Origin of the sequence: Sphingobium sp. CECT 9361, from assembly GCF_918741285.1 — a bacterium.
Taxonomy (GTDB): Bacteria; Pseudomonadota; Alphaproteobacteria; order Sphingomonadales; family Sphingomonadaceae; genus Sphingobium.
In genome coordinates, this window is sequence record NZ_CAKKNC010000014.1 from 1 (window position 1) to 24,474 (window position 24,474).

General features: G+C 62.8%; 31 protein-coding genes and 1 pseudogene. 14 read left to right on the top strand and 18 right to left on the bottom strand.

Annotation, left to right across the window (positions count from 1 at the left end; genetic code table 11):
- The 5 genes and pseudogenes from LQ220_RS17175 to LQ220_RS17195 all read left to right on the top strand — a co-directional run.
- A pseudogene (locus LQ220_RS17175) lies at positions 1 to 416 on the top strand (P-type conjugative transfer protein TrbL); the annotation flags it as partial.
- Positions 417 to 419: 3 nt separating this feature from the next.
- Positions 420 to 1,103, top strand: a complete 684-nt coding sequence (gene trbF / locus LQ220_RS17180; protein WP_230189364.1) for a conjugal transfer protein TrbF — start codon at positions 420 to 422, stop codon at positions 1,101 to 1,103.
- Positions 1,100 to 2,116 (top strand): P-type conjugative transfer protein TrbG, encoded by a 1,017-nt coding sequence (gene trbG / locus LQ220_RS17185; protein WP_230189365.1) that lies wholly within the window; start codon positions 1,100 to 1,102, stop codon positions 2,114 to 2,116. Before trbF ends, trbG begins: the two co-directional genes overlap by 4 nt.
- Positions 2,113 to 3,336, top strand: a complete 1,224-nt coding sequence (locus LQ220_RS17190; RefSeq protein WP_230189366.1) for a TrbI/VirB10 family protein — start codon at positions 2,113 to 2,115, stop codon at positions 3,334 to 3,336. The genes trbG and LQ220_RS17190 overlap by 4 nt, the downstream gene beginning before the upstream one ends.
- The gene (locus tag LQ220_RS17195) at positions 3,333 to 3,557 is read left to right on the top strand and encodes a DUF2274 domain-containing protein (RefSeq protein WP_230189367.1); all 225 of its coding nucleotides are present in this window, start codon (positions 3,333 to 3,335) and stop codon (positions 3,555 to 3,557) included. The genes LQ220_RS17190 and LQ220_RS17195 overlap by 4 nt, the downstream gene beginning before the upstream one ends.
- Positions 3,558 to 3,572: 15 nt before the next feature.
- Here the strand turns inward: LQ220_RS17195 and LQ220_RS17200 are convergent, their stop codons facing one another.
- The 3 genes from LQ220_RS17200 to msrB all read right to left on the bottom strand — a co-directional run bounded on the left by LQ220_RS17200 (position 3,573) and on the right by msrB (position 5,504).
- Entirely contained in the window at positions 3,573 to 3,881 is a 309-nt protein-coding gene (locus tag LQ220_RS17200) for a hypothetical protein (RefSeq protein ID WP_230189368.1), read from the bottom strand.
- Positions 3,882 to 3,908: 27 nt separating this feature from the next.
- Complete coding sequence (locus tag LQ220_RS17205) at positions 3,909 to 4,835, bottom strand: LysR family transcriptional regulator (RefSeq protein ID WP_230189369.1); 927 nt, start codon at positions 4,833 to 4,835, stop codon at positions 3,909 to 3,911.
- A gap of 156 nt (positions 4,836 to 4,991) precedes the next feature.
- Positions 4,992 to 5,504 (bottom strand): peptide-methionine (R)-S-oxide reductase MsrB, encoded by a 513-nt coding sequence (msrB, locus tag LQ220_RS17210; RefSeq protein ID WP_230189370.1) that lies wholly within the window; start codon positions 5,502 to 5,504, stop codon positions 4,992 to 4,994.
- A 107-nt stretch (positions 5,505 to 5,611) separates the two neighbouring features.
- On the opposite strand from msrB, the gene msrA reads away from it, so the two are divergent.
- On the top strand, positions 5,612 to 6,280 hold the full coding sequence (msrA, locus tag LQ220_RS17215) for a peptide-methionine (S)-S-oxide reductase MsrA (protein ID WP_230189371.1): 669 nt from the start codon (positions 5,612 to 5,614) through the stop codon (positions 6,278 to 6,280).
- Between the two features lie 169 nt (positions 6,281 to 6,449).
- Here the strand turns inward: msrA and LQ220_RS17220 are convergent, their stop codons facing one another.
- The 8 genes from LQ220_RS17220 to LQ220_RS17255 all read right to left on the bottom strand — a co-directional run bounded on the left by LQ220_RS17220 (position 6,450) and on the right by LQ220_RS17255 (position 12,485).
- Positions 6,450 to 6,884, bottom strand: a complete 435-nt coding sequence (locus LQ220_RS17220; protein WP_230189372.1) for a hypothetical protein — start codon at positions 6,882 to 6,884, stop codon at positions 6,450 to 6,452.
- Positions 6,881 to 7,723, bottom strand: coding sequence for a dienelactone hydrolase family protein (locus LQ220_RS17225; protein ID WP_230189373.1), 843 nt, complete (start codon positions 7,721 to 7,723; stop codon positions 6,881 to 6,883). Before LQ220_RS17225 ends, LQ220_RS17220 begins: the two co-directional genes overlap by 4 nt.
- Before the next feature lie 17 nt (positions 7,724 to 7,740).
- A complete protein-coding gene (locus tag LQ220_RS17230; protein WP_230189374.1) occupies positions 7,741 to 8,547 on the bottom strand; it encodes an SDR family oxidoreductase in 807 nt (268 codons plus the stop codon).
- 10 nt (positions 8,548 to 8,557) lie between these two features.
- Complete coding sequence (locus LQ220_RS17235; RefSeq protein ID WP_230189375.1) at positions 8,558 to 9,262, bottom strand: glutathione S-transferase C-terminal domain-containing protein; 705 nt, start codon at positions 9,260 to 9,262, stop codon at positions 8,558 to 8,560.
- Positions 9,263 to 9,290: 28 nt separating this feature from the next.
- Positions 9,291 to 10,037, bottom strand: a complete 747-nt coding sequence (locus LQ220_RS17240; RefSeq protein WP_230189376.1) for a DNA-binding domain-containing protein — start codon at positions 10,035 to 10,037, stop codon at positions 9,291 to 9,293.
- A complete protein-coding gene (locus tag LQ220_RS17245) occupies positions 10,034 to 10,861 on the bottom strand; it encodes a DUF692 domain-containing protein (protein WP_230189479.1) in 828 nt (275 codons plus the stop codon). The genes LQ220_RS17240 and LQ220_RS17245 overlap by 4 nt, the downstream gene beginning before the upstream one ends.
- Before the next feature lie 168 nt (positions 10,862 to 11,029).
- On the bottom strand, positions 11,030 to 11,677 hold the full coding sequence (locus LQ220_RS17250; RefSeq protein ID WP_230189377.1) for a DUF1109 domain-containing protein: 648 nt from the start codon (positions 11,675 to 11,677) through the stop codon (positions 11,030 to 11,032).
- Positions 11,678 to 11,999: 322 nt separating this feature from the next.
- Complete coding sequence (locus LQ220_RS17255; RefSeq protein ID WP_230189378.1) at positions 12,000 to 12,485, bottom strand: DUF417 family protein; 486 nt, start codon at positions 12,483 to 12,485, stop codon at positions 12,000 to 12,002.
- A 235-nt stretch (positions 12,486 to 12,720) separates the two neighbouring features.
- Here LQ220_RS17255 and LQ220_RS17260 point away from each other — a divergent pair, with 235 nt between their 5' ends.
- The 6 genes from LQ220_RS17260 (at position 12,721) to LQ220_RS17285 (ending at position 16,913) form a co-directional block, all read left to right on the top strand.
- On the top strand, positions 12,721 to 13,248 hold the full coding sequence (locus LQ220_RS17260) for a MarR family transcriptional regulator (protein WP_230189379.1): 528 nt from the start codon (positions 12,721 to 12,723) through the stop codon (positions 13,246 to 13,248).
- 203 nt (positions 13,249 to 13,451) lie between these two features.
- A complete protein-coding gene (locus LQ220_RS17265; protein ID WP_230189380.1) occupies positions 13,452 to 14,417 on the top strand; it encodes a carbon-nitrogen hydrolase family protein in 966 nt (321 codons plus the stop codon).
- A 189-nt stretch (positions 14,418 to 14,606) separates the two neighbouring features.
- Positions 14,607 to 14,744 (top strand): hypothetical protein, encoded by a 138-nt coding sequence (locus LQ220_RS17270; protein ID WP_230189381.1) that lies wholly within the window; start codon positions 14,607 to 14,609, stop codon positions 14,742 to 14,744.
- 11 nt (positions 14,745 to 14,755) lie between these two features.
- Complete coding sequence (locus LQ220_RS17275) at positions 14,756 to 15,478, top strand: DUF1223 domain-containing protein (protein ID WP_230189382.1); 723 nt, start codon at positions 14,756 to 14,758, stop codon at positions 15,476 to 15,478.
- A gap of 66 nt (positions 15,479 to 15,544) precedes the next feature.
- Positions 15,545 to 15,931, top strand: a complete 387-nt coding sequence (locus LQ220_RS17280; protein WP_230189383.1) for a thioredoxin family protein — start codon at positions 15,545 to 15,547, stop codon at positions 15,929 to 15,931.
- A 4-nt stretch (positions 15,932 to 15,935) separates the two neighbouring features.
- The gene (locus LQ220_RS17285; RefSeq protein ID WP_230189384.1) at positions 15,936 to 16,913 is read left to right on the top strand and encodes a hypothetical protein; all 978 of its coding nucleotides are present in this window, start codon (positions 15,936 to 15,938) and stop codon (positions 16,911 to 16,913) included.
- A 451-nt stretch (positions 16,914 to 17,364) separates the two neighbouring features.
- Here the strand turns inward: LQ220_RS17285 and LQ220_RS17290 are convergent, their stop codons facing one another.
- The 4 genes from LQ220_RS17290 to LQ220_RS17305 are packed head-to-tail and all read right to left on the bottom strand — an operon-like array spanning position 17,365 to position 19,676.
- A complete protein-coding gene (locus tag LQ220_RS17290) occupies positions 17,365 to 17,829 on the bottom strand; it encodes a DoxX family protein (protein WP_230189385.1) in 465 nt (154 codons plus the stop codon).
- A complete protein-coding gene (locus LQ220_RS17295) occupies positions 17,826 to 18,560 on the bottom strand; it encodes a DNA-binding domain-containing protein (RefSeq protein ID WP_230189386.1) in 735 nt (244 codons plus the stop codon). The genes LQ220_RS17290 and LQ220_RS17295 overlap by 4 nt, the downstream gene beginning before the upstream one ends.
- Positions 18,553 to 19,386 (bottom strand): DUF692 domain-containing protein, encoded by an 834-nt coding sequence (locus tag LQ220_RS17300; RefSeq protein ID WP_230189387.1) that lies wholly within the window; start codon positions 19,384 to 19,386, stop codon positions 18,553 to 18,555. Before LQ220_RS17300 ends, LQ220_RS17295 begins: the two co-directional genes overlap by 8 nt.
- Positions 19,387 to 19,397: 11 nt before the next feature.
- Positions 19,398 to 19,676: a DUF2282 domain-containing protein gene (locus LQ220_RS17305; RefSeq protein WP_230189388.1), complete on the bottom strand. Its 279-nt coding sequence runs from the start codon at positions 19,674 to 19,676 to the stop codon at positions 19,398 to 19,400.
- Positions 19,677 to 19,909: 233 nt separating this feature from the next.
- Between LQ220_RS17305 and LQ220_RS17310 the strand changes: the two genes are divergently transcribed.
- Positions 19,910 to 20,185 (top strand): hypothetical protein, encoded by a 276-nt coding sequence (locus tag LQ220_RS17310; protein ID WP_230189389.1) that lies wholly within the window; start codon positions 19,910 to 19,912, stop codon positions 20,183 to 20,185.
- 350 nt (positions 20,186 to 20,535) lie between these two features.
- On the opposite strand, the gene LQ220_RS17315 is transcribed toward LQ220_RS17310, so the two are convergent.
- The 3 genes from LQ220_RS17315 to LQ220_RS17325 all read right to left on the bottom strand — a co-directional run bounded on the left by LQ220_RS17315 (position 20,536) and on the right by LQ220_RS17325 (position 22,810).
- Positions 20,536 to 21,177, bottom strand: coding sequence for a DUF1109 domain-containing protein (locus LQ220_RS17315; protein ID WP_230189390.1), 642 nt, complete (start codon positions 21,175 to 21,177; stop codon positions 20,536 to 20,538).
- Entirely contained in the window at positions 21,167 to 21,703 is a 537-nt protein-coding gene (locus LQ220_RS17320; protein WP_230189391.1) for a sigma-70 family RNA polymerase sigma factor, read from the bottom strand. The genes LQ220_RS17315 and LQ220_RS17320 overlap by 11 nt, the downstream gene beginning before the upstream one ends.
- A gap of 168 nt (positions 21,704 to 21,871) precedes the next feature.
- Complete coding sequence (locus LQ220_RS17325; protein ID WP_230189392.1) at positions 21,872 to 22,810, bottom strand: AraC family transcriptional regulator; 939 nt, start codon at positions 22,808 to 22,810, stop codon at positions 21,872 to 21,874.
- A gap of 396 nt (positions 22,811 to 23,206) precedes the next feature.
- On the opposite strand from LQ220_RS17325, the gene LQ220_RS17330 reads away from it, so the two are divergent.
- A complete protein-coding gene (locus LQ220_RS17330) occupies positions 23,207 to 24,463 on the top strand; it encodes a hypothetical protein (protein ID WP_230189393.1) in 1,257 nt (418 codons plus the stop codon).
- Positions 24,464 to 24,474 lie beyond the last annotated feature (11 nt).

Genomic DNA, 24,474 nt, shown 5'->3' on the forward strand with positions numbered 1-24,474 from the left:
TTGCGGGCGCCGTGGGTGGTGCAGCCCGCGGCGCGGCCTTCACCTCTGGCGCTGCCAGCAGCGCCTACGCGCTCGGCTCGGCCGGCAAGACCGGCGGCGCTGCCGTCGCGGGCGGCGCCGCCGGTGTCGGCCGCGCGGCCGCCGGCGCAGCCATGTCGCCGCTGCGCAAGGCCGCCGCTTCGCTCAAGGACAGCTACCGCTCGGGCGGCCGTGCCGCCGTCACCGCGACGGGCGGCGCCATTTCGGGCGGCAGCCCCGCGCCCGCGGCCGAGGCTTCCGGCGGCTCGCCCGCCTGGGCCGCCGCGATGAGACGCCGCCAGACCATGACCCACGGCGCGACCGTCGCCGCCCATACGCTGCGCTCGGGCGACGGCGGCGGCGGCGGATCGTCCGTCGATCTCAGCCAGAAGGATTGATCCATGTTTCGACGCCCCAGCATCCGATACGGACAAACCCCGGAGCCGACGACTCCCTACCAGCGCGCGGCGCAGGTGTGGGACGACCGGATCGGCTCGTCTCGCGTGCAGGCGAGGAACTGGCGGCTCGCCTTCTTCGGCGCGCTGGCGCTATCGAGCGGCCTGGCTGGCGGCCTCGTCTGGCAGTCGGCCCGCGGGCATATCGTGCCCTGGGTGGTTGAGGTCGATCGGCTCGGCGAGGCCCAAGCGGTCGCGCCGGCCGAGGGCGGCTACCGCCCGACCGATCCTCAGGTCGCGTTCCATCTCGCCCGCTTCATCGAGCAGGTCCGCGCGATCCCCGCCGATCCCGTCATCGTCCGCCAGAACTGGCTCCGCGCCTACGACTTCACCACCGACAAGGGGGCGCTGTTCCTCAACGACTATGCGCGCGCCAACGATCCGTTCGCGCAGGTCGGCAAGGTGCAGGTCGCGGTGGACGTATCGAGCGTGATCCGCGCTTCGCCCGACAGCTTCCGCGTCGCCTGGACCGAGCGCCGCTATCAGGACGGCAGCCTTGCCGCGACGGAACGATGGTCGGCGATCCTCACCGTCGTCGTGCAGCCGCCGCGCACCCCCGATGCCCTGCGCAAGAATCCGCTCGGCGTCTTCGTCAATGCCCTCAACTGGTCGAAGGAGCTGTCGCAATGACCGCGAGTCCGTTCCGCCGCGCCGCGTCCGCTGCGCTGCTCGTTTCCGCATCGGCGCTCGCCGGCTGCGCCACCACATCGGCGAAGCCGCCCGCCATCGCCTATGACGATCCGCCCGCGCCGATCACGGCAACGCCCGCGCCGGAACCGCCACGCCCGGTCGAGGTGGTGACGATCCCCGAGCCGCTGCCGCTTCCCGGCCAGCTAAAGCCGGTGACGGATACGCCGCGCGCGCCGGAGCCGTCCGATCCCCGCCGGCGCGTGGGCGCGGCGAATGCCGCCGCGCGCGTGCAGCCGGTGCGCGACGGGTTCCTCAACGCCATCCAGCAATATCCCTGGACCGATGGCGCGCTCTATCAGGTCTATTCCGCGCCCGGCCAGGTCACGGACATCGCCTTGCAGGAAGGTGAGCAGCTCGTCGGGCCGGGTCCGGTCGCGGCCGGCGACACCGTGCGCTGGATCATCGGCGATACGATCAGCGGCAGCGGTCCCACGGCGCGCGTGCATATCCTGGCGAAGCCCACCCGGCCCGATCTTTCAACGAACCTCGTCATCAACACCGACCGGCGCACCTATCATCTGGAGCTGCGCGCCACGGCGGCGACCTATATGGCGTCGGTGAGCTGGACCTATCCGCAGGATGCGCTGATCGCCTTGCAGGGCCGGAACGCCGCCGCCGCATCCGCCGCCCCAGTGGCGACGGGCGTGGATGTGTCCGCTCTCAACTTCCGCTACCGCATCGAGGGCGATCGGGCGCCGTGGCGTCCCGCCCGCGCGTTCGACGACGGCCAGCAGGTCTTCATCGAGTTTTCGGCCGGGATCTCGCAGGGCGAGATCCCGCCGCTGTTCGTGACCGGCGCGGCCGGCGATGCCGAGCTGGTCAACTACCGCGTCCAGGGCCGCTACATGGTGGTCGATCGCCTGTTCGCCGCCGCCGAACTGCGCCTCGGCGACAAACGCAGTGAGCAGCGCGTCCGCATCGTGCGCGACGATGGACGGGGGCGGCGGCCGTGAGCGATTCTGCCGACACTCCCTCGACCGAAGCGCCCGCCACGCGCGCGCCGCGTTCCGATCCTCAAGCCTTCCAACTCCGAGGCGACCCGCCGCGCGTCATGCGCCTGTCGCGCAAGGCACTGGCCGTGATGGGCGTCGCCGCGGGTCTCGGTATCGGCGGCTCGCTGATCTACGCGCTACGGCCGCCCGGCGAGAAGGCCGCTCAGGAACTCTACAATACCGACAGCCGGACCACGGCCGACGCGATCACCTCGGGGCCGAAGGACTACGGCCAAACGCCGCGCCTTGGCCCGCCACTACCTGGCGATCTTGGCCGGCCGATCGTCTCGGCGCAGCAGCGCGGCGATGCCGTGCCCGTGCCCGTGCCGCCGGTCGGCGCGCAGCCCGATCCGCGCGCCCAAGCCGCCGAAGCTGCCCGCCAGCGCGCCGCTCAGGAGCGGGACGCGGCTCGCACCAGCGCGGTCTTTCTCGGCAGCGGCGGGGGAGCGTCGTCATCGGCCGCGCCGGCCTTGCCCAGCCTGGCCGTGGCAAGCCCGGCGACACCAGCGGCAGGGGATACGGCGGCGCAAAGCGATCAGGCCGCCAAGCGCGCTTTCATGGCGCAGGCGGCCAACCAGCGCACGGTCAGCGTCGAGCGACTGACGGCGCCGGCATCGCCCAACATCGTTCAGGCAGGCAGCATCATTCCCGCCGCGCTCATCACCGGCGTCCGTTCCGACCTGCCCGGCCAGATCACGGCCCAGGTGACGGCCAACGTCTATGACAGCCCGACCGGGCGCATCCTGCTCATCCCGCAGGGCGCGCGGCTGATCGGGGAGTATGACAGCGAGATCGCCGCCGGGCAGACCCGCGTGCTGCTCGCCTGGGACCGGCTCATCATGCCGGATGGCCGCTCGATCGTTCTCGAGCGCCAGCCCGGCGCGGACGGAGCCGGGTTTGCCGGCCTACAGGATCGCGTCAATCAGCATTGGGGAAACCTGCTCAAGGCCGCTGCCGTCTCGACGCTGCTCGGCGTCGGCGCCGAGCTGGGCGCGGACAGTGAGGATGACCTGACCCGTGCCCTTCGGCGCGGCTCGCAGGACACCATCAACCAGACCGGCCAGCAGATCGTGCGGCGGCAGCTCAATGTGCAGCCGACACTCACCATTCGGCCGGGGCACCCCTTGCGCGTGATCCTGACCCGCGACCTCGTATTGGAACCCACTGGAGGCGCACGATGACGAAATTGAAGCTGGGGCCTCTCGCCGATGATCGGCCGGTGAAGCTGACGGTCGAACTGCCCGCCGCCGTTCACCGCGATCTCGCCGCCTACGCCGCTGCGCTCGCAGCCGAAACGGGAGGGGAAGCCATCGCCCCCGAGAAGCTCGTCTCACCCATGTTGGCGAAGTTCATGGCAAGCGACCGGGGGTTTTCGCGGCGTCGCGGCGGCGCGAAAGACTGAGCCATCACGCTGCCGTCAGTTGCCCATGAATTTCTTGAAGCGCTCGCGGCCTTCCACTTCGGCCACGGCTTGCTCGGCACTGGCGCATTCGCCGCCGCGCACTGAGCCATCGCGACATCCGGCGACGATCCGCCGCGCTTCATCGACATGCGCCACGAAATACTGTGTGCCGCGCGCCTCTGTCGATGTCGGCGCAACTGTCGCTGGGCTGGCGACCGCAGCCGTTTGCGGCGCTGGCGTGATGATCGGCCGTAGGATGAACCCTCCGGCAAATCCGAAGACCAACGCGACCAGAACAATGATAAGTGGCTTGCCTTGTGACATGGCATTACGCTCCAACGAAAACTAACCCTATTCTACTGAATTCTCAGAAATTTTGAAGGATAGTGCATAGCGTGTTTTGACGAATTGGAGAAATCGCCGCAAAGCGGGATTGCAATTTTCGTCGCGCCAGTATCCGGAATAGCAGATCAGCACTGGTCCTTGTTCTCCGTACATGGGCCTATAGACCACATTGGGATACTGTGTGCCGGAGCCACCCTCGCAGATGATGCTGAGGCCGCGCCCGTCGCCTAGCACACTAAGAATTGTCCCATGACCGGACTGGTGCATTCTGACGTCCGGCTGCATTCCCGCCACCGACAGGCGGCCGAGTAGCATGTCGCGAATTTCTGGACCGGGGTCTGTTGCGGGGAGCAGGAAGCGTTCGCTGCGAAGGTCGGTCCAATGGATGATCTCGCGTTCTGCAAGAGGGTGGCTCGACGACAGGGCTACCATCACGCGCTCGCTCCAGAACGCTTCGCGCTGATAACCATCATGGGCAGCTTCGCCCGCCATAATGGCAATGTCGATCTCCCCGGTATCGAGACCAGCAAGCAAAGCACCTCGGTTTGCCTCTATCCCGTCTAGATTGACGTCTGGATGCGCACCGCGCCAACCCAGCATGGTCGCGCGTAGGTTGCCGGCCGAGAGCGAGCAATAATGTCCGATAACGAGGTCGCCGGCGCGGCCCTGACCAGCAGCACGCATTATGGCTACGAGCTTGTCCGCATTCGCGAGCATTGGCCTAACGCATCGAATAAAATCGCGTCCGGCCCCTGTCGTACTTATTCCTGCACGCGAACGCACAAAAATTTGGACTCCGATCATTCGTTCTAGTTTGGCAACGTCCCGGCTAAGTGTGGACTGTTCCATCCCCAATGCGCGGGCAGCTTTGTAGAAGCTGCCGTGATCGGCCGCGGCGAGGACGTGTCGTATCTGGCAAATGCTGAATGACATCAGCAATCAACCGTAGAGGGGGCATAGATTGCTGTTGCTATTGCGCGCCGTCCCGATCCCAATGCGGTTCGCCAAGGCACGAAGAGGCAGCCGCCTTCGAGGTAACTTCGGTGGCTGAGCCCGGCGACAATTAATTTGGCGCCCGTCATGGCCCGCTCAAGCTGGCTTGAACGTCATCGCTACGCCGTTCATGCAATAGCGAAGCCCGGTCGGTCTCGGGCCATCATTGAAGACATGTCCCAAATGACCGGCGCATCGTGTACAATGAACCTCGGTGCGTTCCACACCAAGGCTATTGTCGCGGTGCTCGCCGATGGCGTGAGGAAGGTGGTCGTAAAAACTCGGCCAGCCCGTGCCACTGTCGAATTTAGTCGCGGACGAATAGAGCGGGAGCGCACATCCAGCACATGCGAACGTGCCTTTGCGGTGCTCCTTATCGAGCGGACTTGTATAGGGGTATTCGGTCGATGCTCGTCGGAGCACGGCGTAAGCCTGCGGAGAGAGTCTCTTGCGCCATTCCGCGTCGGTGAGACGAAATGTGGCGGGTACGGTCGCCACAGCCGCGGCATCATCGGCGCCTATCAACCGCCATGCGAGCGCGCCGAGGGCTGCAGTTGTGCCAAGCCCAAGGAGCTTGCGGCGAGTAGGCTGAGCGAGCGATCGTTCCATGCTGACATATTCGTAGTCGAAGGCAGGATGGTTACAGGAAGGAGTGTAACCTGTGTCGCGGCACGAACGAATGCCGGATTGGAGGTATGTTTCCGGAGTTTGAGTCCATGTTACGTTCCACTGCCCTTGCGGTTACATTGTTCGCCGGTGTCGCCGTGACCGCTGCGATAAGGCCCAGCGAAGCTCGCAATAGCGCAATCAAGGTTCCCGTCGCGGTCATGAAGGAGGCGCCTGGGGGAAATCGCGAGACGGCGATCTTTGCCGGGGGCTGCTTTTGGGGTGTCGAAGGTGTCTTCAGCCATGTGAAGGGTGTGGTTAGCGCGACTTCGGGATATGCCGGTGGCTCGGCATCGACCGCGCAATATGAGACTGTTTCGAGCGGTGCGACTGGCCACGCGGAATCGGTCAAGGTCGTGTTCGACCCTCGGCAGGTGAACTACGCTACGTTGCTGCGTATCTATTTCTCCGTGGTCGCCGACCCAACCCAAGTGAACCGACAGGGGCCTGATGAAGGCACCCAATATCGCACCGCCTTGTTCCCGCTATCGGCGGCCCAGACGAGGGTGGCGCGTGCCTACATCAGCCAGCTGAGCGCCGCTCGCGTCTTTTCCGCGCCGATCGCCACGCGCCTCGAGCAGCAGAGGGGCTTCTTTGCGGCGGAGGGCTACCACCAGGACTTTATGGCCCGCAACCCGAACTACCCCTACATCATTGTCAATGATCGGCCGAAGGTCGACGCGCTCAAACGGATTTTCCCCGAGAACTGGAAGGCCTGATCCACGAACCGCGTCCTCCCGGTCCACCGGGAGGACGCGGTTGACCACAATTCCGTCGGAAGCCGGCGCACGCACATCGGATAGCAAGCGTTTGCCCTTCATCACCAGCTGCTGCGAATCCAGCGGAGGCCATGAACGCTCTTGCGAAAGTTACGATGTTGAGAAGGATCTACAGCGCGGCCAGCTCAGTGCCGCATTGCAGGAGAACGGTTCGTTCAATAGCTGCATAGCGGTGAACAAGCGCGGCGCGATAAGTTTCGTCGCGCATCATCGCGAGAAAATGCCCGCGCGAAGGATAGCGAACGATCAGCACCCGATCCCAGTCAGTCGGAGCCGTGCCGGGTTCGCCGATAAAAACCAGCCCGACATCGCCATTATAGATGATGTTCGCCTGACTGACGGTGCCGACGGTGACGCTGAATGCCTTTTCGTACAGGGCATAGGCTTCGCTTCCCGAGCGTGCCGGCTCCCCGCTGTCTTCGGGATAGACGGCCCGATCTTTGAACTTCAGCAGGTTGACCATCGTCACGGGGCCGTCCGGTCCATCATCACGCAACTGGCGTACCTGATCAGCGGTCGGGTCAATCGAGCGATCGATCATCATACCACCCCGTTTGCCTTGAAATGTGCCAACATCCGCGACCATCCGTCACGCGCGTCGCCTTTGTTGTAGCTCGAACGATAGTCGGCGTGAAATCCATGCTGGGCGTCGGGATAGACGTGGATATTCGAACCCATTTTCCCGGCGGCTTGCAACGCAGCGCGCATCGCTTCGACATCGGCCTGGGGGATGCCCTGATCAAGCGCGCCGTACAGGCCTAACACCGGGGCCTTCAGTTCTGCGGCACGGCTGATCAGCGGCTTGAGCTGTCCATACCAGGCGACGCCTGCCTTGATATCGGGATCTTCCATGGCAGCACGCCAGACGACTGCGCCACCCCAGCAGAAGCCAGTGATCGCGATCCGCGTGCCTTCGACGAACGCTTGAGCCTTCAGCCACGTCGAAGTCGCTGCGACATCGTTGTCGACTTGGTCGGGTGTCGCCTGTCGGACGATCGGGATGATCTGCTCGATGTTGGCGATAGCCGGGAGATTGACGCCCGAACGGTAGAAGAAATCGGGCGCGATCGCGACATAACCGAGACGCGCCAACCGTCGGCAGATGTCCTTGATATAATCGTGGATTCCGAAGATTTCATTCACGACGATGATCGCGGCATGTCGGGCCTGACCGGCGGGCCGGGCGACATAGGCCGGTAAGTGCTGGGACGCGCCATTCGGAATCGTTACGCCCTCAATAATCAGCCCGTCTTCAGGTGTCGTGATCGGCGCGGCCTCCGCGGAGAAAGCCGCGAGAGCATAGCCGGCGAAGAACAAACCAGCGGCCGCCCGGCGCGTCAGGTGGAAGTCTTCCGGCAATGAGCCTTCGGGCCTGGTCAGCATGGGGGCTCCTCATCAGTTCACAGCGCGCAGTGCGAGCGTACGTCTCGCTCAAAGACGTCCTTGATCGCAAGAAAATGGGCGTCGATCGCCATCGGATCCTTGCTGTTCAGGTCGATCAGGGCCTGTCTTTCGGGACCACCACGAACCACATTGATGGCGTCATGCTTGATCCCTGCAATGATCGCTTCAGCGACAGCTTCGGCTGGCTCCAGCGAGAATCCAATCTCTGGGCCCGCCTGGTTCGTCGCCATCATCGGGGTATCGGTGCCGCTGGGGTAGACCGTCATCACACGAACACCTTCTCCATTGAGCTCGCGCCGCAGCGACTCCCCAAAGCTCGACAGACCGGCCTTCACCGCCGCATAGGTCGCATAGAACGGCATCGCGACCAATGCGATCGCGGAAGAGACGTTAACGATCATGCTCTCGGAACCAGCTCGCAGCAACGGCAACGCCGTGCGAGTCAGCATGATAGGGGCAACAAGATCCACCTCGATCATGGCGCGGATCTCCTCTTCATCAATCGCATCAAGGCGACCGGCGCGAACCGCGCCGGCGTTGTTCACGAGAATATCGAGCCCGCCGAATGCTTCGATCGCGCCCTGCAAGGCTGCCGTGCGACCTATCGGGGTCGCGACATCGGCAGTGATGCCGGCAGCCTCCGCACCTGATGCGTTCAAAGCCCCGACAGCTTCATCGACGCGCGCTGCTCCGCACGCAGCGATGACCAGACGTGCACCGCGCGCGGCAAGCCCACGCGCCAATTCAAGCCCGATCCCGCTTGACCCGCCAGTGATGAGAACCCGTTTTCCTTCGACGTCCATGACCGGCACCTCAACCTTCTGCAGCATAGTTTGAGGGAAAGAGCGCGCGCAGCGTTTGCTCGTCGAACTCGCGCTTGAATTCGTGATCGCTCCCAACATCGCGAGCACGCCACGCCGCCTGCCGCGCATTGACCAGCCGATGCCAGCGGGCCAAATCGGGATAGCGACTGAGGGGCTCGTCGAATTCGGGGAAGACGAAGCCGGCGCGTTCGATCCATCCCCAGGCCGCCATATCCGCGACCGTGTAGGTCTCGCCGACTATGTACGTCCGATCGCGCAGGTGATCGTCGAGAACCTGGTAATGGCGCTCGGCTTCGCGCCGATAGCGGTTGAGCGCATAGTCCAGACCCGCTGGCGCGGCGCGCTGGAAATGAACCGCCTGGCCGGAAAACGGTCCAAGGCCCGACGCCACGAAAAACAGCCAAGAGAGCAATTGCCCTCGATCCTCGGGTGATCCAAGAAATTGACCGTGCTTTTCTGCGAGATAGAGTAGGATCGCGGTCGAATCGAAGACCGCCGTCGGAACTCCGCCGGGGCCTTCGGTGTCGACGATCGCCGGGACTTTCCCGTTCGGATTGATTGCGAGAAAGGAGGGCGCGCACTGTTCGCCCTTAAAGGTATCGACCGGCACAAGCTCATAGCCGATGCCGAGCTCTTCGAGCAGCAGGGCGACCTTCAAGGGGTTCGGGGTCGGGTGAAAATAGAAGCGGATCATCTCGGTTTGGTCCTCATGCAAAACAGTCTCACCGGACGTCTGCGATCATCTGGTCTTGCACCCAGGACGCGAGATAGCGGCCGGCGGCATCGACCGCCGTTTCGACGCCGATTTCTTCGGACAGGCGGTCGCACAGGCGAGCAAAGCTCATGCCCGACGATGCGAGCTGGATCGCGCCCATCTCAGCGGTCTCGATCGAGGCGAAATGCGGTTGAAGACCGACGCGCCAAACACGCACCCAACCCGGCTCGGGCAGCAACTCGGCTGCCGGAACTTCCTCTTCGGCGGCGATCGCGTTCCAGATCGCGCCACAGTTGGTCTTGACGGGCAGCAACGTGAGCGTCGGCACGAATGCGATCACCGCCTCATCCCAATCGACCGCTGCGAGCTGTTGCCGGTCGAAGGCCGGTGCGTCGGGGCCGTCGAACGCGCGCCGCAAAGCCCAGTCGAGCGCGGCGATTTCGGCGACCTCAGGATCGTCCGGGTAAAGGTCGGCCATTGTCTCCGAGAATTTGACGCCGTAGTCGGCGAGCGTCCAGCTATGCGGCGGGTGGGCGGCGATATGCCGGCGCGCAGCCGCTTCGAACGCCTCGTCTCCGAGCCACGCCCACAGGCGTTCGTAACTGTCTTTGAGGCACTCTACGAGCTGGCCACCATAGGCGTTGTGATAGACGGCAAGGCCCGGCCCACTGGACCCGCCAACGGCAACCGGAATGTCGCTCGGTTCATCCAACAGGAATCCCAGGAAATCGCGTTGAAGGTCGAGAAGCGTCATGCCGCGGCCGCCGTGACGTCGCCTGCGATGCGGCGCGCAACATCCAGCTCGTCCAACATATCCTGAAGCGGAGGAATGTTGTCGTCGCGCTCGATCATAGTGGCGACGCGTCCGAGACGAGGATAAATCCGGGCGAACAGATCCCAAACTGGATCGGGAACAGGCTCGTCGTGCGTATCGATTAGCCGGCCTTGCCCCTGGCTGTGGCCCGCGAGGTGGATTTGCCGAACACGGTCCGCCGGCACGCCCGCCAGATAATCATAGGGGTCAAAGCCGTTGTTCGTTCCGCTCACATAGATGTTGTTGACGTCGAGTAGCAGGTAGCAGCCCGTCCGTTTCGTCATCTCGGCAAGGAAGGCCCATTCGGTCATCTGGTCGTCGGCGAAGGTCAGATAGGTCGAGGGGTTTTCGAGGACCAGCGGACGTTCGAGCGCATCCTGGACATGCTCGATGTTCGCGCAAACGGTGTTGAGTGCTTCCTCGGTGAAGGGCAGCGGGAGCAGGTCATGGGAATTGACCTCCCCAACGCGCGACCAGCTCAGATGATCGGAGACCCATAATGGCTGGATTCGATCAGCCAGCGCTTTCAGGCGCGCAAGATAGTCGGAACGGATGCCGTCAGCCGAACCGATCGACATTGAAACGCCATGCATCGCAACGGGCCAGCGATCGCGCACCTCATCGAGAACGTGGATCGGGCGCCCGCCGGCCCCCATGAAATTCTCGGAGATGATCTCGATGAAATCGACAGGAACGGCCTCGGTCAGATAATTCTGGAAGTGTGGAATCCGCAGGCCGAGCCCGAAGCCGTGAAATGGCGCGATTGTTTCTTCCGGCACAGACTTACTCCGATCGGTGTGCCGGGCCCGGACGGAACGGAGGGACAGCCCGGCACATGACGGAATACGAGTGGTAGCGTCTGGCGGTTACACCTGCTCCGAAAGTTTCGCGCCGCAATGCGATTGGGGTGGGCGCGAGACGGGCCCGCCGCCTTACCAGCGTAAGAGCCGTGGTCCGACGGCGGCGCCGACCAACGTCGCTGCGGCAAGGCCGAGCGAGTACCATAGCAGCACGAAGCCAGGCGATGTCTCGGCGCAGTGTAGAGCGTAGATGGAAGCGCCAGTGGCGCCAGCAACCAATCCCGCAGCTGCGCCAGCGGCCTCAAGCCTCGTCGGAGCAAGGTGGGCCATCGCCCGCACCAGCCCAACGAACACCGGCACCGATAACAACATCACATAGAGCGGGCACTGAAACCAACTCGAGCCCATCCAGAAGGAGGCAGTATTTCCGTCGGGGGCGATGGCCAGCTGGATGGACGTGACCAATGCCAACAGAGCGATGGGTGGCCACAAGAGTCGCGTCCAGTGAAGGTCGCGAGCGCCAGGCCGGCTCAATCGTTCGAGAGCGAAAAAGCCGAGCGACGCGATCGAGGCGGTGTAGAGCAGCTTCATCCAGAAGCCCATTGTCACGGCCGCTACGGACAAATCGCTACGCACGGCCAGCGAAGGCCAGAACAAGACCAGCACCATCGCGACGGCCGCACCCCGAATTAAACCCCGGCGCAAAAGGGCGCGCGGACCATGCAGGGGCACGGGCTGCAAATTCCTGGAAAGCTCCACAATCAACACTTCGGTATTCATCAAATGCTCCGTCGAACACTCGGTCGACGGGCCTCCACGCCGCGAGTCTTGACTCTACATTCGGAACCGCGAGGCAATCGGTTACGCTGGGGTCGGTCCGGGACTGACGTGCATCCAAGAGGCAACGGAGGATGTTCGCGAGAAAAATCCCGACAGAGTGGTGGAGAGGGTTACACCTGACGTCCGCCGAACGCCTTCGCGCGAACTTTTGGCGCCGGTCATGGCCCGTTATTGGTTCGGGAGAGGGCGGTGGCCGTGCCACCGCCTTGAAATGGCATGTTGCCGTCTCCTCAAGTTCGCCTCTCGTCAAGCCGCAGCCTGGTTAGGCGACGCTTGATCCCTTCCGCTGGACCGAGTTTACGAACAAGACGAGGGATGCAGCCAGAAGAACGGCGTCTTTCAATAGAAATTGGCCGGGCGCCGCCGAGATTGCGGGAAAACCGCCGGCGGTTTGCTCAGCCACGCCGGGCGTGCTCACGAAGAACGTCAGCGTTATGGCGTAGGTCGCAATCGACATCGCCGCGCCGAGTGCTGAAAAAGTGGGATGGAAAGCTCCAGCAACAAGGGCACACGCCGTCGCAAGTTCGATCACGCCAATGGCATAGCTCTGCCCCTGGATGCCGAGCATGTTGAGCCAGTGCATGATGGGGCTGTTGTCGATGAACGGTGCGATTCCGTTTGCCTCATAGGCGGTGAATTTCATTCCGCCAAACCAGAGGAAGACAATGACCAATGCCCAGCGCAGGAGGGCGAGGTCACTCCGGCCATGCTCCGCGACCCGAAAGCCGTAGTCGTCGAAAATTTTCATATTTCAGTCCTTTCTTTATGCGAATTGGAAAGTGCTTGGTGTGATTTCGCGTCCCCACTGCGCCGTGGGTGTCCAGCTTCAATTGATCGATCCCGCTCGTCGCGGCGCTCGAATGAGGAGCGCGGTGGAATTGAGCGATCTCGTGCGTTCATGCTCCGGTACGTGAATTATATGCGCCGCGCATATATTGCAGATTGAGGCTTGTCTATATGCGCCGCGCATATAGATGTGGGCGATGCATACGAACCGTGACAGGAACACGATCGGGGCCTTCGCCTTGATGATCGGTGACGAAATTGCCCGTGCAGTCGCGTCCAAGGCACCCGAGGCCGGCCCGATGGCCGCGGCGCTGGCTCTTTTGGATCACGAACCGGGCCTTTCGATCAGGACGCTCTCCGCTGGTGTCGGACTGTCTCATGCAGGCACTGTTCGACTCGTCGATCGACTCGTCTCCGAAGGGCTGATCGAAAGACGGGGGCATGCCGACGACGGTCGCGCCGTTTCGCTCTATCTAACCCCAACGGGGCAGCAGGCCTGCGCCGCCGTTCTTGAAGCGAGGGGCGAAGTCTTGGCGTCCAGCCTTGACGTTCTGAGCGCAGATGAGATCGCTATATTGGCGGAATTGTCTCAGCGTGTCCTCCGCTCCCGTCTGCGCGATTCAGACCATTCATATCGCATCTGCCGCCTGTGCCAGCACGATGCTTGCACCAACTGTCCGATCGACGCCGAATTGAAGGAACGGGTTGAAGGGAGCGCTGGCTGATTCTTCACCAGGCGTCGGGACTGTGGGGCAGCAGATTGATTTAAGGAAATCACAGAGGCGGGCGTGACTTCCTGTAACCCCCGATTGCTTATGGGCGAATGAACCAATGCGCCGTGTAAAAAGAGTCAAGAAGGCGGCGCTGTGTGGCGGGAGATGCCCCCCCGCTTCCCGCCACACACATTTTTCCGGACGGGAGCGACGCGGTGACGGATTTCTCTATCTCGATCGTCCAGGCTCCGCCCGTCTTCCTCAATCTTGCGGCCAGCATGGACCGCGCCGAGGTGTTGATACGTGATGCGGCCCGAAGCGGTGCTGCTATTGTCGTGTTCCCGGAAGCCTGGTTACCCGGCTATCCCGTTTGGCTGGATGAGAGCGCTGGCGCGGCGCTTTGGGGACATCGCCCGGCGGAGTCATTGTTTCGAATATTGTTTGCGAATTGCCCGGATTTGGAGGGGCCAGAAATCGCGCGGCTTGCCGACCTCTCCGCTGAGCTTTCGGTCGAGATCGTGATGGGCATTCAGGAGCGACGCGGCTCAAGCATCTACAATAGTGTCGTTCGCACAACCCCGAGCGGGTGGCGTGATATCCACCGCAAGATCATGCCGACGCATAACGAGCGGCTGATTTGGGCGGCCGCTGACGGCAGCACCTTGAGGCCTTGGCCAGGAACGCACGGACCTGTCGGTGCGCTTATCTGCTGGGAGCATTGGATGCCGCTCGCCAGAGCGGCGCGGCATCAACATGGGGAGGTGTTGCATTTCGCTTTGTGGCCCGCCGTCACGGAACTCCACCTCCTCGCGAGCCGTCACTATGCCTTCGAAGGCCAATGCTATGTCGCGGCCGCGGGCACGGTTTTGACCAGGGACGATGTGCTCGACGGGTTTGATAGCCTCGACATTGCGGAACCCGACGCGCGTTCAATATTGGAGGCGATCCCCGCGGAGCGCGAACTGCTGAAATCGGGGGGTAGCGCCATCATCGGCCCGGATACCTCGATCATCGTGGTTGCGGCCAGCGGCGATCCTTCCACGCTCAGCGCCACGATCGATCCGGGTAGGCTCGCCGAGGGGCGCCTCTATCTCGATACCGCTGGCCATTATTCGAGGCCCGATATCTTCGAACTGCATGTCGATGCACGAGAACGCTCGGGCGTGCGGTTCACTAACTGAGACAGTCGTCCGCGATCGAGTGGTGGAACGGGCGCTGTCGATCGCGGCTGCGTTCTTTACACGCGCTGCCCGCTGCTTTGTTGCGGATTACGCGCTCCAAGGGAGTTTCTTGGTCGGCGAACTGTAACCACCGCGCCGATGGCGGCGAATTCCCAATCATCAAGCAACATGTCCGAGAGGAACGAAATCGTGCGGACCAATACCACCCAGGCGGCATTTTCCGGCGCGCTCCCGGTCATCGGCTCCGGCGTGGCGCTCATCGCCATGCTCACTATCGGCACGATCACAATCGCAGGCGCCATAATGGGCGCGATGCCGGGCTACTGAAAGGAACCGTGATGCGCGCTCCAGCGCTGATTCTCGGCGTGCTCGCCTTTGGCGCGGGCGTCATGGGCTTGATCGAGTCCGGTCGCGGGGATGCTCAGGCGGTTCCAGCGCGGCGCGGCGGTCCCGTTCTGGTCGAACTCTATCAGAGCCAGGGTTGTTCGAGTTGCCCACCGGCCAACGCCAACGTGAATGCTCTGGCCGACCGCCCCGATGTCGTGGCTCTGTCGTTCGGTGTCACCTACTGGGACTATCTCGGCTGGCGCGACAGTTTTGCAACGCCGCAATTCACGCAGCGCCAGTGGGATTATTCACGCTACAACCGTCTTGGCAATGTTGCGACACCTCAGGTCTGGATCAATGGCACGAAGACGATCGTCGGCAACAGCCGAAGCGAACTCGACGCATCGATCCGCACAGCGCGCAGCGACGGACCTCCGCTCGCCATCGCGAACGGCAAGGCTAGTGTTGGCGCCGGCCGCGCGCCGGCCGGCGGTGCGGATGTCTGGATCGCCAACTATGACCCGCGAACGGTTCAGGTTCCGATTAGGGCCGGTGAGAATGGAGGTCGGACCCTCCCGCATCGCAACATCGTTCGTCGGCTGGTGAGGATCGGGCACTGGGATGGTAGAGCGATCAGCTTCGCTCTTCCCCCAGCCGCCCCCGGTTTGGCTACAGCCATCTTCCTGCAAGCGGGTCGGGGTGGTCCGGTGCTGGCCGTAACCAAGGCAAGCTGAGCTGTAACCTCTTCAAGAGTCTGATCGAAGCTCTCCTCGTCTCCAATCAACCATGGAATTGCGATCATGACCTTTCTTCGCGTACTGCCTCTTGCAGCGCTTATCGTTATTGCTGCTCCCGTTCAGGCCCAGCCGGTTCGACCATTCAGCCTAGCGGCGCTCAAGGCGGCTCAGGCGGCCGGCAAGCCTGTTCTGGTGGACGCCTTTGCGCCTTGGTGCCCAACTTGCCGCGCCCAGGCGCCGACGATCGAAAAGCTCGCGAAAGATCCCGCGTACAAGAACCTGATCATCCTTCGCCTCGACTATGACAATCAGGGGGCTGAGAAGAAGTTGCTCGGCATCACCAAGCAAAGCACGCTGATCGCCTACAAAGGCAACCGGGAAGTCGGCAGGATCGTCGGCATTACGGATCCTGCGCAGCTGAAGGCGTTCGCCGCAAAGCCTCTGCGCTGACGCCATGCGCTTCGATCGCCGCGCCGTCATTGCAAGCCTCGGGGCTGTCGCGATCGGCGGCACTTCCTTGGCCGGAGCTATCGCGACTCCGAGCTATGAAGACCCGGACGACATGTATGCCGCGCTCGGCCGCCAACCTCAGCAGGTGCTGAGGATCGGTGGCGGGACGATACGGGTCGTTTTCGCCGATGGTGCGCCCGGGCTCGTTCGCGACCCGGTCCTGGCATGGATACAGACGGCAGCCGTTGCGGTTACGGCCTATTTCGGACGCTTCCCCGTCGAGGATTTCGGTCTGCTCATCATCGCCGACTCATCCGATAAGGTCGGCCACGCGACCACGTTCGGCTACGCCGGTTCCGCCACCAGGATTCATGTCGGGACTGGGGCCACAAGCACGGCCTTTCGCAATGACTGGGTGCTGGTCCATGAAATGGTCCATACGGCGCTTCCCGACCTGCCTCGCCGCGCGCTATGGCTACAGGAAGGAAACGCAACCTATGTCGAGCCCATCGCGCGTGTGATGGCAGGCCAGATCCCGGCGGCGGACGTGTGGCGTCAGCTGGTCACGGGGTTGCCGAAGGGCAGTCCACAGCCTGCCGATGGCGGTATGGATGGCACCCGGGCCTGGGGCCGGCTCTATTGGGGCGGTGCCGCATTCTGGCTGCTGGCGGAGATCGCCATCTATCGCGATACCATGGGCAAGCGCTCACTCCGTGATGCGCTTCGTCGTATCAATCGCGCGAGCGGTGGAAACACGATGGATTGGTCGCCCGAGCAACTCATGACGGCCGGCGACCAGGCGATCGGGGCAAACTCGTTGATCGACCTCTATACCCGTTTCGCCGACACGCGGGTGGTCCCCGATCTCCCCGACCTGTTCCGTCAGCTTGGCATAATCCAGCTCGGCGATGGCGCGATCTCCTTCGATAGTCACGCTCAGTTAGCTGAATTGCGGCGAACGGTAACGCTCCCGCCGCGGTAGGCCGGAGCGAGAACCCTGGCCGACGTTCGCCGGGATTGCCGACTATAATCATAATTGACGGGAGGAGGAGTCAGGTGACGATCATCAACGGATCGGATCCACAGTCGATCTGATTGGCGCAGTGTGGTGGGCCCGGCCGGGGAAATAGTGAGCGCGCGGTTCTGGGGCGTATCGCGATGCCGGGCCGCAGGGGCAATCCGGCCCGGCATCGTCTTACGGACTGCCGCCACTGTTGAGCGACAGGAGTCACCGCCCATCGGGCAGCGGCGTCGTCGGCTGAAGGGAGGGTTACGGCCGCGACACTATGGTATTCGATGGAACGGATAGTCAGGTTACTGTCCCCGGAAGTTTTTTGCCGATCTTGAGCAGCGTTGAACTTCCGCTGCCCGGGATGAAGCGATGATAGATCCCAGCCTCAACTACGAGGAAAAACACTGACGATGAGCCGATATCAATCGGCCGCATAATCCTTGTTCAGCTTTCCGCGTGCCGGATCGATCCCGAGCAGATGGTCGAGCGAAAACTTGCCGCCGCCGCGGAAAATGATCGGGAGGAGCAATCCGGCCCAGCTCAAATGCGTCGGCCAGGCGTCGGGATACACGAACACCTCGATGACCGTCGTCATGCCGAGCAGCCCCAGAGCCGCGACACGGTTGAACAGCCCGAGCACCAGCAAGATCGGGAACAGATGCTCCTGATAAGCCGCGAGATGGGCCGCGATGTGAGGCGGGATCAAGGGGATGCGATAATCGGTCTCGAACAGCGAGTAGGTGCTGTCGGTGATATGAAGGATACCGTCGACCTTGGTGCGGCCGGACATGAAGAACACGCCGGCAACACCGAGGCGGGCGACCAAAAGGAGGATCGAGCCTGGAAGCTGGTCGAGTTTTTGGCCGATACGGGCGTAAATGTTCATGGATTTTCTCCCTGTTGGATGTGTCCGGCAAAGGCGCCGGCCGAAAGCAAGGTTGCGAAGATCGTGGCGACATCGCCGTCTTCGTCGGCAGCGTTCGCCGCCGCGACCGCAAGCGTTGAGCCTGCAAGGAAGGCACGCATTGGCGCGTCGATTACCCGGACCTCGATTGCGTCGGCCGGCCGCGTGATGAGGAACTGCTCCGGCGTCCAGAGCACCTCATCGAGGGCTTCGGGCGGCGCGTCGGCCTGATGCGCAAGCCATAGGCTTGCTGCGGGCGACAGGCTCCGTCCGATCCGTGTTGCCGGGTGCCAGCTCAGCGGCGCGTCTGGATCGATCCCCGCCGCGAGTGTCTCGGGATCGAGAGCGTCTGCGTCCGCGGCGAAAAGCGCCTCCGTCACCAACCGCTCAAGCGCAGCGACGGCACCGAGATAGCGTGCCTCGGCGAAAGGACTCCAAGTGTCGACGAATGCCGGAAAACTGGAGCCATAAAAGCAGAGGCGTGCTTCCGCCGGGGGGGACATTTCGACATAGGCCGTCGCGCAGGCTGCGAAAGCATCGTCGCCGACGAGGGTCGCCGCGACCGGATAGTTGGCGAACAAGGCATCGCGCGCGGCCTTGGTTGCTGTGTTGCGATGCACGGCCAGAGCGCGTCTGATCGCCGGATCGGGCGCCCGTTCTGGCGAGGCAAGCATCGCGCCGAAGCCATGCTGGAATGAGCGGGCATCAAGCATTGGCCGGCATCCGCTGTTCGAGAAGGCGGTGCGCGTGATCGCGCTCCATCATCAGCTCGTTGAACGGGGGGATGTCGTCGTCGCGTTCGACGATAGTGGGTCGCGGGCCGATCCGCTCGATCAACCGCCGATAGAGCAGCCAGACAGGGTCAGCCACCGAAGCGTCATGGCTGTCGATCAAGAGCCCACTGTCCGGATCGGGATCGGGGCGGTGGCCAGCGATGTGGATCTCCCCCACGATCGACGCCGGAATTGCGTCGATGCGGGACTCTGCCGAAAAATTGAGGTTCGCCGCGCTGACGTAGATATTGTTCACGTCGACGAGAAGGCCGCAGCCGGTCCGCGCTGCGAGCTGCGACAGAAAGTCCGCCTCATCGAGTTCGTGTCCGGGCAGATCGACATAAAGCGATGGATTTTCGACCATGATGGCGCGGCCGAGCGCATCTTGGACACGCGCGACATTGTCGGCCGTGATGCCGAGCGCTTCGCGTGTGCGGGGAAATGGCAGGAAGTCGGAATGATGCGCTCCTTCCCATTTCTGCCACGCCAGGTGATCGGAAACAGCGGTGGGTTGGATACGATCGACGAGGCGCCGCAAAAGCGCCAGGTGCTCCGGCGTAGGGGGTTCGACGGAGGCGAGCGAAAGGCCGACGCCATGCAGTGAAATAGGGAAACATGCCGCGAGCGTCATGAGTGCCCGCAGCCGCGGCCCCCCGTCCACCATGTAATTCTCGGCGTGCACCTCGAACCACAGGCCTGGGTTCCGCGCCGTTAGCGCTTCATCGAGATGCTCGAGCTTAAAACTCAGGCCTGCGGTTATGGACATGGCGTTGATCCTCAGGCTTTGGGGGTCAGCGAGCCGTAGCCCTTGGGCGTCTTGATCTTGGCGCAGGTGCCGGCAGGCACCAGCTTCCAGGCGTCGCGCTGATAGTCGATCTTCGACGTTCCCGCGCAGGTCGTGCCGGCGCCGGCCTTGCAGTCGTTCTTGCCGGCCTTGGCGACGCCGTAGCATTTTTCCATCGGCTTCTTGGCCTGAGCATGGGCCGCGTTGGTGGCACCGGCGGCGAGCGAGGCGAGAAGCAGCGCGCTGAGCGCGGCGGTCTTACGGTTGGTCATGACAGTCTCCTTCAATCAGCCTCACGTGCGACGATCTCCGGAAAGGCGATCGCCGCACGGTGGCCCGGGAGGCTGATTAGGTCGGACCACGATGTCGGGTCCGCTGAAGGCTGGCCGGCGGTTACACTTGCTCAGGAAAAATAGAATTTGTCGAAGTCTGTAACCGGCGTCGTATCGAACGCGAAAACCGCCATGCCACTTGGCGAAACATCATCTCTATTCAGGAGTATCCCATGAAGACCTTCAAGACCGGCGCCGCCATTGCTTCCGCTGCTGCCATGCTCGCGCTGACGGGCCTCGCGACTACCGCTCCGGCTTATGCCGCAGGCGGAAAGGCGGCCAAGGTGCAGCACTGCTATGGCGTCAATTCGTGCAAGGGCACGTCTGACTGCAAGACCGCCACGAATGACTGCAAAGGCCAGAACAGCTGCAAGGGCCAGGGCTTCAAGGCTCTCTCGGCCAAGGCCTGCAAGGCGCAGGGCGGCAGCCTCACCCCGAAGGCCGGCTAATCGTCGGCACCGCCCGGTCGTTAAACCGAGCACAATCACGAGCCGCCCGTCAGTTTCGCGCTGGCGGGCGGCATTTGTTTGTGCCGCCTATTCTCGTGTGCGTCGCGAAGGCGAAGGAAAATCGGCCGAGCGACATCCCGGTGAGGTCTGGCGGCACGCACTGCTGCGCGTTCATCGATTAAGGGTCGGCCTCCTCGCGGCGGCTCGGCTATAGCGATCCATGGGCATCGGCCGGAATGCTCAGTCGGGAAAGACGATCACCTTTCGCGCGCGTGGTGCCCACGACGAACGTCGCCCGGTCTTAGACAGGCTGCGAAAGCCCGTTTAGGGCAAGGCATTCGCACATTGGATCACCAGCGAGAGACAAGTGGGAGCACCGCCCGCGCCATCAACGTAATCGCTGACACGCCGAGCGAATACCAGAACACGATGTAGAAGGGATCGTCGCTGGGGCAATGGAAGGCGAAGATCAATGCACCCCATGTCGCCGCGGCAACTCCCACCGCGACGGAACTGGCTTGTCTGTCCGTCGGTGCGCCGCGACGCATCATCAGGCCAAGCGCGACGATTGGCGGAATCGACAAGATCGTCATCACCGTCAGGCATTCGACGCCCATGCGCCACATCAGGCGGGCAACAAGCGCGCTCGTGCCTTGGCCCGCGACATCGATGACCCAGCCGACGAGGAAGAGACCGGCGACCAGCACAGCCCAACGGCGCAGCCCCGAGCGCGGCGACGAGACAGGGTTGAACGAACCGAGAGCGATGTGGACGCCGAACGCCGCCAACAGGGCGAGGCCTCCCATCTTCCACCAAAATGCTGCGCGACCAAGCGCTGCCGCCACGTCGGGACGCAGCGTGCCAAGCGCCAGGAAACCGGCAAGCTCGACGGCGGCCAGGCAAAGCAAAATCGCCAGCTGGCGACGCGGATTCGACGGGCGGACGGGGCGAAGTTCGTCAACCAGTCGATCTAGCAGAAGATCACTCGACATCGGGCTGCTTCTGAACGATCGTGGCCAACCGCGCCAGCCCGCGATGGATGTTGACCTTGATCAGCGACCCGGATTGGCCAGTTCGTGCCGACGCTTCCTCGACGGAGAAACCCTCGATCTTCACCAGTCGAATAGCTTCGGCCTGAGCGGGTTTCAGTTTGGTCATCAACTGAGTCAAGATGACGGAACTTGTCACGCTGCTCTCATGGTCCTCAATGGCGATGTCGTCAGGCAGTTCCTCCATTGTCGCTCGACCCATCGATCGAAGGCGATCGATCCATTTGTAACGGGCGACCGCAGCGAGCCATGGCTTGAACGGGCGTTCGGAGTCATAAGTATGGCGCTTTTCGTGAATCGCGATCAGCGTATCCTGCACTGCGTCCTCCACCATGGCCGGCGGCAGACGACGGGCATAGAACCGGCATAACCACTTCCTCAGTTCGTCGAGGAGCCGCCTATATGCCCCGGCATTTCCCTGCTGGGCCGCAACCATCAGCCGTCCCCATTCTTCCTCGGCTGCGGTCATGACTGGCGCCGGGATGAATCGGGCAAGTTCGGCCGTCCGGCGGGCGGTCTGGGGGCGAGGGTCAAGGCGCACGGATACGTATTCGATACAACTAGCTGGCGGGTTACACTCGGCTTCCGCGAAAAATGCGCGGCAGTCCTTGGACGAACCGCGGCGCCGGCCACGCCCTTACGCATCAACAACCTCCTGATGGTCTCGGGCTTTCCGCATTTTTGTCGGGTCCATCCCAAAGGTATTCCGGAAAGCGCGACTGAAATGGCTGCGGCTGATGAATCCGACGCGATTGGCGACGATCGACACCGGAAGCTGCGTGGAAAGCAGCAGATTGCGAGCATGATCGAGGCGTGTGCGGGCCACGAATTCCATCGGTGGAGATCCGACGGTCTCGGCAAACATCTTGGCGAACTTGGAACGGCTCATGCCCGCGCTCCGGGCGAGACCCACCAGAGTGTGGTTGGCGGCCGGATTTTCCATGACCTGGGCGACGGCGCGCGCAAGCGACGGACCCTCGAATAATCCAGGCAACGCCCTCCGCGATCCTTGCTTCTCCGCAAATCGCCGGATCGCGAGAATCAGACAGCTTTTCATGAGCGAGGCAATGAGCGCCTTGCTCCCGATCGATGTGATCCGAGTCTCGAGCAATATCCGTTCGAACGCGCTGCGGGCGAAGGGCTCATCGGCGAGCAACGAATAAATTGGCTCCCTCAGCCCATCAAACGGGCCGAACGATCCCGCGAAATCTGCCGTTATCTGCCCACATGCGATCAGCACGCTCGCAGGCTCGCCCATGGAAGCATCGTAGTGCATCAAGCCATCGCGCCGCCGACTACAGGTTTCCGACGGACTGAACATGCTGGAGGGTGCTGGCGAACCGCCAATGACCTGCCTGATTAAAGGCGGGACTAAAACAATCCCGCCTTGCGGAACCGTCATAATCGGGTCGTCGCCGATCTTGAGGTGCAAGCTGCCCGCGAGCACGAAATGGACCTCGATCTGTTCGAGCGGCGGAATCTCGATCGCCGAGCTCGATGCAAATTCGCATATCGCGAATTCCTTCACGTCCACCGCGAGGACGGCCAGAATCTGATCAAGCGCCGAGTGTTCCATAGCTACTTCATGTGTGCCTTATCGTCAGAATGATTCCAGACGATTCGCAACGGCAGGCAAGTTTCGGACGATCAGGCACGCTAACGGATGATCCGCAACTTCAGATGGCGTGAGCAGCCATCTTCTGGCGATCGGCCTTCGCTGCTCGGCGAGACTTACTTGTGCTGCTGGCTGGTCCAAGGTCGGCGTGCCTCGCGCTGTGTCGGCATCGAGCCCGGTGATGACGCATCTGGTTACGGCGGCGGTCCCTTCGGCGGTTGAAGGTCAATGGCGTAAGTGGCGCAACGAACGAGCGCTTTTCGTCGGCTTCTGTAACCTTTTGACAGTTGTCCCGAACATCCGAACATGCGCGTTTTCTGTATCTTTCGGGGCCGGCATCGTCGGCGCACGCATCTTGTGCGATTTGTCGCGGCGGGCTGCGCGGGCTTTCTTGTCCCAGCAAGTGCAAACGCGCAGGCAGCCGCTGCCCCCGGACAGTTCGCGCTGAAGGTCAGTGGCTATGCCAACGGCACTCTCGCTGACGCCACGGCCCAGCCCGACGCGGGCGGGGGCGGTCTAGCCGAGGCCGAAGCGGAGATCACACCCCAATACCGCACCACTGGAGGGACGGTCCTTGCATTTCGCGGCGTCGCCAATGTGCAAGGGCTGGCAAGCAATACCTCCTCGTCGTATCGACTGTCAGTCCCGGAGGTGAGCCTGTTCGTCATCGGTGACTTCGGGCGGATCGAGATCGGCGAGCGGGCAGGATTCCCGCAAAGCCTTGTCGGCTTTACTCCCTCCGAGATCGCATTCACGACGCCGGGCTTTGGCCCGGAATCGGGCGCGCGCCTCGATCCGAATGGGCGCTTGCCGACCAGCTTCCTGCCCCGCGGATTGGGATCGCGGGTCAATGCGCTCACCTACCTGGGCTATGCAGCACGTTTCTACGGCGATGCGTCGCCGAAGATCATCTATCTCTCGCCGCGCTCAAAGGGCGGGTTCTACGGCGCGGTTTCGTATACGCCCGAAACAGTGCGGCCTTCGGGCTTCAAAGTCGCCAATGGCACCACGGCACAGAGTGGCACGATCGCCCCTTCGATGGCGGAGGGCCGATTCCGTGACGTGGTTCAGGCGGCGCTTGTCTGGAACCACAGGACCGAGTTGCTCGATCTCTCGATCGGTGGGACCTATTCGCGCGCCACTGCTGACACGCCCGCAACGCCACTCGCGCCGCTCCGGCGGTCCGATTCATTGAGCGGCGGCATCAGCGCCACGTTCCGCGACACGGTCTCGATCGGAATCAGCGGAACCTATGATGGCTGGTCCCGGGTCGCGCGCGCGCCCGCCGGCCTGCGCCGTGCGACCAGACCCTATGGAATTGTCGCGAGCGCCGATTACGTGCGTGGCCCCTGGACCTTCGGCGGATATTATCAGCACGCGACAGCGGACAGCCAAACGCTGATCGTCTCTCGCGATACTGTCGACATCGGTGAACTCGGCGCGTCCTACCTACTGGATCGCAATCACGATCTGTTGGGGCAGAAGTTCCATACGGACGTAAAACTCTTCGCCGGCATCTATCTCTATCGGTTCGCAAGCACTGTGAGCGCAGCTGATCGGTTGCGGCAATCGGGTCAGGTGTTCCTCACAGGCGCCCGCTTCTCATTCTACTGACTTTCTCAACC

Coding starts and splice junctions, on each gene's coding strand:
- trbF (WP_230189364.1), top strand. CDS start 420: ATGTTTCGACGCCCCAGCATCCGATACGGACAAACCCCGGAGCCGACG.
- trbG (WP_230189365.1), top strand. CDS start 1,100: ATGACCGCGAGTCCGTTCCGCCGCGCCGCGTCCGCTGCGCTGCTCGTT.
- LQ220_RS17195 (WP_230189367.1), top strand. CDS start 3,333: ATGACGAAATTGAAGCTGGGGCCTCTCGCCGATGATCGGCCGGTGAAG.
- LQ220_RS17200 (WP_230189368.1), bottom strand. CDS start 3,881: ATGTCACAAGGCAAGCCACTTATCATTGTTCTGGTCGCGTTGGTCTTC.
- LQ220_RS17205 (WP_230189369.1), bottom strand. CDS start 4,835: ATGTCATTCAGCATTTGCCAGATACGACACGTCCTCGCCGCGGCCGAT.
- msrB (WP_230189370.1), bottom strand. CDS start 5,504: ATGGAACGATCGCTCGCTCAGCCTACTCGCCGCAAGCTCCTTGGGCTT.
- msrA (WP_230189371.1), top strand. CDS start 5,612: ATGTTACGTTCCACTGCCCTTGCGGTTACATTGTTCGCCGGTGTCGCC.
- LQ220_RS17220 (WP_230189372.1), bottom strand. CDS start 6,884: ATGATGATCGATCGCTCGATTGACCCGACCGCTGATCAGGTACGCCAG.
- LQ220_RS17225 (WP_230189373.1), bottom strand. CDS start 7,723: ATGCTGACCAGGCCCGAAGGCTCATTGCCGGAAGACTTCCACCTGACG.
- LQ220_RS17230 (WP_230189374.1), bottom strand. CDS start 8,547: ATGGACGTCGAAGGAAAACGGGTTCTCATCACTGGCGGGTCAAGCGGG.
- LQ220_RS17235 (WP_230189375.1), bottom strand. CDS start 9,262: ATGATCCGCTTCTATTTTCACCCGACCCCGAACCCCTTGAAGGTCGCC.
- LQ220_RS17240 (WP_230189376.1), bottom strand. CDS start 10,037: ATGACGCTTCTCGACCTTCAACGCGATTTCCTGGGATTCCTGTTGGAT.
- LQ220_RS17250 (WP_230189377.1), bottom strand. CDS start 11,677: ATGAATACCGAAGTGTTGATTGTGGAGCTTTCCAGGAATTTGCAGCCC.
- LQ220_RS17255 (WP_230189378.1), bottom strand. CDS start 12,485: ATGAAAATTTTCGACGACTACGGCTTTCGGGTCGCGGAGCATGGCCGG.
- LQ220_RS17260 (WP_230189379.1), top strand. CDS start 12,721: ATGCATACGAACCGTGACAGGAACACGATCGGGGCCTTCGCCTTGATG.
- LQ220_RS17275 (WP_230189382.1), top strand. CDS start 14,756: ATGCGCGCTCCAGCGCTGATTCTCGGCGTGCTCGCCTTTGGCGCGGGC.
- LQ220_RS17280 (WP_230189383.1), top strand. CDS start 15,545: ATGACCTTTCTTCGCGTACTGCCTCTTGCAGCGCTTATCGTTATTGCT.
- LQ220_RS17285 (WP_230189384.1), top strand. CDS start 15,936: ATGCGCTTCGATCGCCGCGCCGTCATTGCAAGCCTCGGGGCTGTCGCG.
- LQ220_RS17290 (WP_230189385.1), bottom strand. CDS start 17,829: ATGAACATTTACGCCCGTATCGGCCAAAAACTCGACCAGCTTCCAGGC.
- LQ220_RS17295 (WP_230189386.1), bottom strand. CDS start 18,560: ATGCTTGATGCCCGCTCATTCCAGCATGGCTTCGGCGCGATGCTTGCC.
- LQ220_RS17300 (WP_230189387.1), bottom strand. CDS start 19,386: ATGTCCATAACCGCAGGCCTGAGTTTTAAGCTCGAGCATCTCGATGAA.
- LQ220_RS17305 (WP_230189388.1), bottom strand. CDS start 19,676: ATGACCAACCGTAAGACCGCCGCGCTCAGCGCGCTGCTTCTCGCCTCG.
- LQ220_RS17310 (WP_230189389.1), top strand. CDS start 19,910: ATGAAGACCTTCAAGACCGGCGCCGCCATTGCTTCCGCTGCTGCCATG.
- LQ220_RS17315 (WP_230189390.1), bottom strand. CDS start 21,177: ATGTCGAGTGATCTTCTGCTAGATCGACTGGTTGACGAACTTCGCCCC.
- LQ220_RS17320 (WP_230189391.1), bottom strand. CDS start 21,703: ATGACCGCAGCCGAGGAAGAATGGGGACGGCTGATGGTTGCGGCCCAG.
- LQ220_RS17325 (WP_230189392.1), bottom strand. CDS start 22,810: ATGGAACACTCGGCGCTTGATCAGATTCTGGCCGTCCTCGCGGTGGAC.